Consider the following 7,968-nt stretch of genomic DNA (forward strand, 5'->3'; position numbering starts at 1 on the left):
GGGACTGCAATGAGCGCCGCCAACCCGAAATACGAACTACGCGGAATCAACCATCTGGCCCTCGTGTGCTCCGATATGCGCCGGACGATCGAGTTCTACTCCGGCACGCTGGGCATGCCGTTGGTCAAGACCATCGAACTGCCGCACAACCTCGGCCAGCACTTCTTCTTCGACTGCGGGGGCGGCAACACCATCGCCTTCTTCTGGCTCGCCGACGCACCCGACGCCACCCCCGGACTGGCCGCGCCCAAGGGACTTCCGGACGATGGGGAGTTGGTCAGCGGCGTGGGCTCGATGAACCACGTGGCCTTCGCCGTGCCGCCGGAACGATTCGACGACTACTACCAGCGGGTGCAGGCCGAGGGCATCAAGGTCAGCCGGGTCCTCAATCACGACGACAGCCCCGCGGGAGTTTCCCGGGATGTGCACCCCGGAACCTTCGTGCGGTCGTTCTACTTCCAGGACCCGGACGGGGTGCTGCTCGAATTCGCCTGCTGGACCCGGACTTTCACCGAGGCCGACGTATCGCACGAGCCGAAGACCGCTGCCGACCGCCGCGCCGCCGCCGAACTCTGATCACCCACCAGTCGCGAAACCGCCCTACCGAGAGGTTCGAAGCATGCCCCGCCTGCGTGAAGTTCCGCGCGCCGAAGTCACCGACGAGCGAATCCTGTTCTACTACGACCGGCTGTTCGGGCCCGACCGCGATCCGGCCGTCGACCACGGCACCGTCCACGCCACCCCCGGCGACTGGTGGACCGTCTTCGCGCAGTCACCCGAGGTGTTCCGGCACGCGGTCCGGGGATTCGCCGTCTACCGCAACTCACGCCTGGATCCGCTGCTGCGCGAACTGGGGCAGTGCCGCGCCGGATACGCGCGCGGCAGTCAGTTCGTGTTCTCCCAGCACTGTAAGCAGATGCGTTCGCTGGGCGCTCCCGAGGAGAAGATCGCGGCCATCCCGTCCTGGCAGGTCAGCGACTGTTTCTCCGAACTCGAACGCGCGATTCTCGCCTACACCGACTGCCTGGTCCACGACGGTGGCCGGGTGCCCGACGAAGTGTTCGCGGTGCTGCGAGCCAACCTCAGCGATCCGGAAATCCTGGAACTGACCTACATCACGGCGTTGTACGACATGCACGCCACCATATGCCGCGCCCTGCGGCTGGAATTCGACGATCGCCCGGAACCCGTTGCGGAGGTCCGAATTCCGGAGGGCGTGGAGGTCCGCGACCTGTCGGCCGATCTGTCGGGGGAGTAGCCGGAAACCGCACAGGCCGCCCCGCCGGTTGTCGGCGAGGCGGCCTGTGTCGTTGCGACCGAACCTTTTTCGGTTACGCGGACGCGCCGGGGGTCGCCGCGGCGCCGTCTCTGAGCGCGGCGATCGTGTCGATCCGCGCGACCGCATCGTCGATGATGCGGTCGATGAGCTCTTGCACGGTGGGCAGATCGTCGATGATTCCGGTGACCTGTCCCGCGGCCAGCACGCCGGCCTGCGTATTGCCCTCGACCAGACCGGCCTTGAGCAGCATCGGCGTATTGGCGGCCATGATCACCTGAGACCAGGTGAGGTCCTTGGCCTTTCGCATCGCCAGACCGTCGCGGACCATGGTGGACCACTTCATACCGGTCATCGATTTGAACTTCGCGGCATTGGCGACCGCGGCGGACAGTCCGCGCCAGCTGCCCGAATGTTCCAGCCGGTCCACCAGATCGGTGTTGAGCACCCGATGCGGCATGCCGTCCACCTTCAGCGAGACGACGGTGTCCTGCAGCCCACGGCGCAGATACTCCTGTTTCACCTCGTCGGGCACGCTGCTGTCCTGCGTGAGCAGGAAGCGGGTGCCCATCGCCACGCCCGCGGCACCGTAGGCCAGGGCGGCCGCCAGTCCGCGGCCGTCGAAGAAGCCGCCGGCGGCGACCACCGGAATGTCGACCGCGTCGAGTACCGAGGGCAACAGCAGCGTGGTGGCCACCGGGCCGGTGTGCCCGCCGCCCTCGCCGCCCTGCACGATCACCGCGTCGGCGCCCCACGAGGCCACCTTCACCGCATGCTTGGCGGCGCCGATGGACGGCACCACCACCACACCGGCGTCCTTGAGCCGCGCGATGAGCTCCTTCTTCGGCGCCAGCGCGAACGAGGCGACCCGGACCTTCTCGCGGATCAGCAGTTCGATCCGTTCGGCGGCGTCGGAGGCGTCGGCGCGGATGTTCACACCGAACGGCTTGTCGGTGTGCGCCTTGGTCTTCGCGATGGCCGCCTCGAGTTCGGCGTAGGTCATCGTGGCCGAGGCCAGAATGCCGAGGCCGCCGGCCTGGGAGGTCGCCGCCACCAAGCGCGGCCCGGCCACCCAGCCCATTCCGGTCTGCACGATCGGATGCTCGATGCCGACCAGTTCGGTCAGCGGAGTCCGCAGCCGGCTCATGATGCCACTTCCTTTTCCCGGATTCCCTTGGGATCCAGCACCGTCCGGATGATCCGCAGCTCCTCGTCGGTGGGCGTGCGGGTCACCTCGGCGCTGTCCAGTCCGGCCACCTCGAACGCGGTGTTCTCGGCGACCTCGTCGGCGCTCACGCCCGGATGCAGCGACAGCGCCCGCAGGGTGTGGCCGGGCCCGCCGAAGTCGAACACGCCCAGATTGCTGATCACCCGATGCAGGTGGTGGAACCGGTACGCCGGATTCTCCGGATCGATCTTGTCGTAACCGATTCCGCACACGATGTCGACGGTCTCGCAGAACACGCGCGTGCTGTGCTTGGGCACGAAATAGCTGGTCGCGTGGTTGATGGTGTTGCCCGGCGCGCCGCGCACACCGAACATCTGCCGCTTCGGCTGCTGCAGCGCGCCGAAGGCGGACAGATTCTGGTTGCCGTAGCGGTCGATCTGGTTGGCGCCCATGACGACATGGCGCCGCCCGGAAGCCACGACGTCGAACACCTTGCCGAACGGAATCCAGCCCTCGGTGGGAGCCTTGGCGCCCAGCGCGGGGGTATCGGCCAGCAACAGCGACTCGCCGTCGGAGATCAGCAGATCCGGTTCGAAGGTCAGCCGCGCCAGCCGCGCCCCGATGGTGGGGGTCGGCGACATCGGGCTGGCCATGATCTCGCCCGCACCCCGGAAGATCTCGGCGCAGGCGACCGCGCACACCTCGGCGCGGGTCACGGTTGTGGTCTCGCTCATCGGCGCTCCTCCTCGGCAGCGAATTCGGCCACCGCGGAACGGTATTCGTCCTCGGTGACGTCCAGATAGCGCGCCTTGAAGGCCGCCCAGGTCTCGGGATCCTTGGCCGCCTCGACGTAGTGGCGCTGGAACTTCTCGTCGCGGCCGTAGCTGCCGGAGAAGGTGAAATGCGCGCCGTCCGGCGCCTCCACGACGCCGTCGACCATCATGCGATTGAGGATGATCGCCTGGTTCGGAACGGCCTTCACCAGTTCCTCGGTCTCGACCAGCCGATCCACCGACAGGAACCGCCGCTCGGCGGCCAGGCAGTACAGATCGTCCATGTACGGGTCGACGCCGGTGTAGGCGGCGTTGCCGTGCTTGTCGCCGATGTCGAGGTGGACGAACGCGGCGTCCAGGGCGAGTGCCGGCATCGCGACCAGGGTCTCGACGCGGCCGTCGGCATCCGGATACGGGGACTGCACCGTGCGCAGTTCACCGTCCCAGAAATTCAGCACGTCCGAGCCCAGTCCGGCGCGGGTGGGCAGGAACGGCAGCCGGGCCGCGGCCGCCTGCAGGCCGGACTTGACCATGCCCTCGTCCATTTCGCGGGAGATCAGCTCGCCACCGGTGCGGGCCTTGGCGAACCAGGGATCGTAGAACGGCGCCGAATCGAGGGAGACGAATCCGTAGTAGGCCTTGCGCACCTTGCCCGCCGAACACAGCAGGCCCAGATCCGGCCCGCCGTAGGTCACGACGGTCAGATCGGTGACGTCCGAGCGCAGCAGCGCCCGCACGAACGCCATCGGCTTACGCCGCGAACCCCAGCCGCCGAGGCCGATGGTCATCCCGCTGCGCAGCTGGGAAACCGCGTCCTCCAACGACATCCGCTTGTCGCGCATGCTATTTCGCCTCCTGCTGTGTCTTGCGGGACACCCGCACCCGGTCGGCCCGATGCGCGGGCTGCGCATTGTGGCTCATCGTGCCTCCTTCTTGGCAGCCAGATCCTCGTCGAACCGCGCCCGGATCTCATCGGCCACACCGGCGAGATTCAGCTCGAAGGTGAAGCCCTGTTCGAAGCGGTAGCTGCGGTGCACGTCCTGCAGGTCGATACCGTTGAGCGCGCGCTTCGCGGCCCGGATGACCCGTCCGTCCTTGGTGGCGATGTTCTTCGCGACTTCCATCGCGGCGGAATCGAGTTCGGCTCGCGGTACCACCTTGTGCACCGAGCCGAAGTGGTGCAGCTGCTGCGCGGTCACGGTGGAGGCGGTGTAGAACAGCGTGCGCATCATGTGCTGGGGGACCAGCCGGGCCAGGTGGGTGGCCGCGCCCAGGGCGCCGCGCTCGACCTCGGGCAGCCCGAAGGTGGCGTCGTCGGAGGCGACGATGACGTCGGCGTTGCCCACCAGGCCGATGCCGCCGCCGAGGCAGAAGCCGTTCACCGCCGCGATCACCGGCACCGGGCACTCGTAGACCGCGCCGAAGGCGTCGTAACAGCCGTGATTGGCGTCGATGAGCGTCTGATGGCCCGGGTTGCGCTGGACCTCCTTGATGTCGACCCCGGCATTGAAGCCGCGGCCCTCGGCGCGCAGCACGACGACCTTGGTCTCCGGGTCGCGCCCGGCCTCGCGAATCGCATCGGCCACGCCGAACCAGCCCGCGGTGGGCAGTGCGTTGACCGGCGGATAGTCGATCGTGACGACCTCGATACCCGAGGTCTCGGTGTGACGGTTGATCCCCATCGCATGTCCATTCGTTGGCAAAACAAGCAAGTGCTTGGTAGGTTAGCACGGTGGCAATCGAAGTGGACCTGTCCGGATCGGTAGTTCTCGTGACGGGCGGGGTCAGAGGCGTAGGCGCCGGCATCAGCCGGGTGTATCTGGACGCCGGCGCGACGGTGGTGGTGTGTGCCCGCCGCCCCGGCGAGGTGGCGATCGAGAGTTCCGGGCGCACCGCCGAATTTCTGCCGTGCGATGTGCGCGACGGCGAGGCGGTGACCGGGCTGATCGAGACGATCGTGCAGCGGCACGGCCGGATCGACCATGTGGTGAACAATGCCGGTGGGGCGCCGTTCGCCCCCGCCGCCACCGCCTCCCGCAACTTCCACGCCAAGATCGTGGAGCTGAATCTGCTGGCCCCGCTGCTGGTTTCGCAGGCGGCCAATGCCGTGATGCAGCAGCAGCCCGAGGGCGGTTCGATCGTGATGGTCTCGAGTGTGAGCGGCCACCGGCCCTCGCCCGGCACCGCCGCCTACGGTGCGGCCAAGGCCGGCCTGGACAGTCTGGTGTCCTCGCTGGCGATCGAGTGGGCGCCGAAGGTGCGGGTCAATTCGGTGATCGTCGGAATGGTCGGCACCGAATCCAGTCATCTGCACTACGGCGACGACGCCGGGATCGCCGCCGTCGAGGCGACCGTGCCACTGGGCCGGCTGGCGACCCCCGAGGACATCGGCCGGGTCGCGGTCTTCCTGTCCTCGCCGCTGGCCGGCTACGTCAACGGCGGATCGCTCATCGTGCACGGCGGCGGGGAACGTCCCGCATTCCTGGACGCGGCGACCGTCAACGACGCCGAGCCCGCCGCGCGTTAGCCGTTGTCGCGCGCGATCACCGATCACAGCGAAAACCCTTACCGCACCGAGGAAATGAGAGCAGCAGATATGACCGACAACTCCGAGCTGATCTGTGCAGGACGCACCGTGATCGTCACCGGCGCCGGCCGCGGTATCGGCCGGGCCCACGCCTTGGCCTTCGCCGCGGCGGGCGCCAACGTGGTGGTCAACGATCTGGGTGCGGAACTGGACGGCGCGCCCAGCGTCGATTCGCCTGCCGCCCAGGTGGTCGAGGAGATCGTGCAGGCCGGGGGCCGGGCCGTCGTCAACGGTGACGACGTCGCGGACTGGGCCGGTGCGAAGCGGCTGATCGGCCAGGCCGTGGAGACCTTCGGCGGACTGGACGTGGTCGTGAACAACGCCGGGATCGTGCGCGACCGGATGCTGGTCAACCTGGCCGAGGACGAGTGGGATGCCGTGATCCGCGTCCACCTCAAGGGCCACTTCGCCACCATGCGGCATGCCATCGAGTACTGGCGTGCGGAATCCAAGGCCGGTCGTGCCCGCGACGCCCGCATCATCAACACCAGCTCCGGTGCCGGTCTGCAGGGCAGCGTCGGCCAGGGCAACTACGCGGCGGCCAAGGCCGGTATCGCGGCTCTGACCATCACCGCCGCAGCGGAATTCGGGCGCTACGGGGTCACCGTCAACGCCATCGCCCCCTCCGCGCGCACCCGAATGACCGAAACCGTCTTCGCCGACATGATGGCCCGCCCCGACGACGGTTTCGACGCGATGGCGCCGGAAAACGTCTCGCCCCTGGTGGTGTGGCTGGGCAGCCCGGATTCGGCGGGTGTCACCGGCCGCATGTTCGAGGTCGAAGGCGGGAAGGTGGCGTTGGCCGACGGCTGGCGCCACGGTGTCGCCGAGGACCGCGGAGCGCGCTGGCAGCCGTCCGAATTGGGACCGGTGGTACGCGAGTTGATCGCCAAGGCAACCGATCCCGAGCCGGTCTACGGAGCCTGAGCACCGCAACCCGCACAGCAACGATCCGCGCCGGTGAGATCGCGCCCCGCCGCCTCCTTCCCGCGGCCGCGATCCGCCGGCGTCGCTGTATCCAATACCCCTGTGCCAGTAGGGATGACGTCGGGTTTTCGGCTCTCCGGCAGTACGTGGGCGCGGTCACCGCGGCGTCCGGTTTCAATCCCCGTGGCCCCCGGGGTGATCGGGCTCACATGATCTCGCTGCGCGAGCAAACTGCCGGCAGTTAAGATGGGCCGCATTCGTTCGGTCCCGGAGAGGTTGTAGCGACCGGGGAGAAATCTGCGCTGAGAAGTTGAGGGAAGGCAAGCGCATGACCATGGGTCGCATCGCGCGCGTTGTCGCGGTGGCCGGATTGATCGGCAGTTGCGGGGTCCTCGGCCCCCTGGTGGCCAACGCACAACCAGCCGGCCCCGCGCCGTCCGGACCCGTCGGCGCCCCCCTGCCGGGCACGCAATCCCGTCAGCAGAACCCCGCGGTTTCCCCGCAGCAGGTCATCGCGGTTTCGCGACCGACAGGTCCAGGTGTCGCGGCGCAACAGGGACCAACCGCGCCGGAACCGGGGGCAGCGGGATCTCCGACCGACGACGACCGGTACGACGGCGACCTGGCCATCCCCGGACGTGCTACCCGCTCTTCCACCAGCTCCTCGACGCAGGCGCCGGCGCAGGTGTCCGGACCGGCCGGGCCGCCGATCACGCCGACGCCGGTCGTCGGCGAGGGATTTGCCGGATTGGCGAGCATTCTCGGGTCCGGTTCGGCGGCGGTGGGATCGGCGGCCGCCGGTTCGGCGGCGTCCGGCTCGGCACTGACCGGCTCCGCGCTCGGCGGGACCGGTTCCGCCGCAACGGGTTCGGTTGGAGCGGCGACCGGGTCGGCGTTGGCCGGGGCCGGTTCCGCGGCTGCGGGCACCGGATCCGCTGCCGCCGCAACGGGTTCCGCCGCTACCGGATCGGCGCTGGCCACCACCGGTTCCGCGGCGGCGGGCGTCGGCTCGCTGCTCGCCGGGATTCTCGGAACGGGTTCGGCGGCAACGGGTTCCGCGCTGGCCGGGCTGGCCGGTACGGGTTCCGTCGCGACGGGTTCCGCCTTGGCCGCTCTGCTCGGCACCGGGTCCGCGGTCACCGGATCCGCCGCGGTCGGCTCCGCGGCCGCGATGTCGCCGCTGCTGCTTCTGCTTCTGCTGCAACCGGTTCCGCCGCCGGCGGCCCCGGCCGCACCG

At 68.8% G+C, this 7,968-nt stretch carries 9 protein-coding genes; 5 read left to right on the forward strand and 4 right to left on the reverse strand.

Going from position 1 to position 7,968, the window contains the following annotated elements; translation table 11 throughout:
• Positions 1 to 9 precede the first annotated feature (9 nt).
• Positions 10 to 576, forward strand: a complete 567-nt coding sequence (locus RJ03_RS02525; RefSeq protein ID WP_036497627.1) for a VOC family protein — start codon at positions 10 to 12, stop codon at positions 574 to 576.
• 43 nt (positions 577 to 619) lie between these two features.
• The gene (locus RJ03_RS02530) at positions 620 to 1,258 is read left to right on the forward strand and encodes a carboxymuconolactone decarboxylase family protein (protein ID WP_036497629.1); all 639 of its coding nucleotides are present in this window, start codon (positions 620 to 622) and stop codon (positions 1,256 to 1,258) included.
• 73 nt (positions 1,259 to 1,331) lie between these two features.
• On the opposite strand, the gene RJ03_RS02535 is transcribed toward RJ03_RS02530, so the two are convergent.
• The 4 genes from RJ03_RS02535 to RJ03_RS02550 all read right to left on the reverse strand — a co-directional run bounded on the left by RJ03_RS02535 (position 1,332) and on the right by RJ03_RS02550 (position 4,899).
• Positions 1,332 to 2,423, reverse strand: coding sequence for an NAD(P)H-dependent flavin oxidoreductase (locus RJ03_RS02535; protein ID WP_036497630.1), 1,092 nt, complete (start codon positions 2,421 to 2,423; stop codon positions 1,332 to 1,334).
• Positions 2,420 to 3,178 carry a CoA-transferase subunit beta gene (locus RJ03_RS02540; protein ID WP_036497631.1) on the reverse strand — a complete coding sequence of 253 codons (759 nt, stop codon included), beginning with the start codon at positions 3,176 to 3,178 and terminating at the stop codon, positions 2,420 to 2,422. The genes RJ03_RS02535 and RJ03_RS02540 overlap by 4 nt, the downstream gene beginning before the upstream one ends.
• Positions 3,175 to 4,059: a CoA transferase subunit A gene (locus tag RJ03_RS02545; RefSeq protein WP_036497632.1), complete on the reverse strand. Its 885-nt coding sequence runs from the start codon at positions 4,057 to 4,059 to the stop codon at positions 3,175 to 3,177. The genes RJ03_RS02540 and RJ03_RS02545 overlap by 4 nt, the downstream gene beginning before the upstream one ends.
• Positions 4,060 to 4,134: 75 nt before the next feature.
• Positions 4,135 to 4,899, reverse strand: a complete 765-nt coding sequence (locus RJ03_RS02550) for an enoyl-CoA hydratase family protein (RefSeq protein WP_036497634.1) — start codon at positions 4,897 to 4,899, stop codon at positions 4,135 to 4,137.
• A gap of 50 nt (positions 4,900 to 4,949) precedes the next feature.
• Between RJ03_RS02550 and RJ03_RS02555 the strand changes: the two genes are divergently transcribed.
• From RJ03_RS02555 to RJ03_RS34760, 3 genes are all read left to right on the forward strand, one after another.
• Positions 4,950 to 5,744, forward strand: a complete 795-nt coding sequence (locus RJ03_RS02555) for an SDR family oxidoreductase (protein WP_371507432.1) — start codon at positions 4,950 to 4,952, stop codon at positions 5,742 to 5,744.
• A 69-nt stretch (positions 5,745 to 5,813) separates the two neighbouring features.
• A complete protein-coding gene (locus RJ03_RS02560; RefSeq protein ID WP_036497635.1) occupies positions 5,814 to 6,731 on the forward strand; it encodes an SDR family oxidoreductase in 918 nt (305 codons plus the stop codon).
• Between the two features lie 328 nt (positions 6,732 to 7,059).
• The coding region (locus tag RJ03_RS34760; protein WP_373281665.1) for a hypothetical protein at positions 7,060 to 7,968 on the forward strand (909 nt) is incomplete at its 3' end.

The organism is Nocardia aobensis NBRC 100429 (genome assembly GCF_000308375.1).
Classification (GTDB): domain Bacteria; phylum Actinomycetota; class Actinomycetes; order Mycobacteriales; family Mycobacteriaceae; genus Nocardia; species Nocardia aobensis.

Coding starts and splice junctions, on each gene's coding strand:
- RJ03_RS02525 (WP_036497627.1), top strand. CDS start 10: ATGAGCGCCGCCAACCCGAAATACGAACTACGCGGAATCAACCATCTG.
- RJ03_RS02530 (WP_036497629.1), top strand. CDS start 620: ATGCCCCGCCTGCGTGAAGTTCCGCGCGCCGAAGTCACCGACGAGCGA.
- RJ03_RS02535 (WP_036497630.1), bottom strand. CDS start 2,423: ATGAGCCGGCTGCGGACTCCGCTGACCGAACTGGTCGGCATCGAGCAT.
- RJ03_RS02540 (WP_036497631.1), bottom strand. CDS start 3,178: ATGAGCGAGACCACAACCGTGACCCGCGCCGAGGTGTGCGCGGTCGCC.
- RJ03_RS02545 (WP_036497632.1), bottom strand. CDS start 4,059: ATGCGCGACAAGCGGATGTCGTTGGAGGACGCGGTTTCCCAGCTGCGC.
- RJ03_RS02550 (WP_036497634.1), bottom strand. CDS start 4,899: ATGGGGATCAACCGTCACACCGAGACCTCGGGTATCGAGGTCGTCACG.
- RJ03_RS02560 (WP_036497635.1), top strand. CDS start 5,814: ATGACCGACAACTCCGAGCTGATCTGTGCAGGACGCACCGTGATCGTC.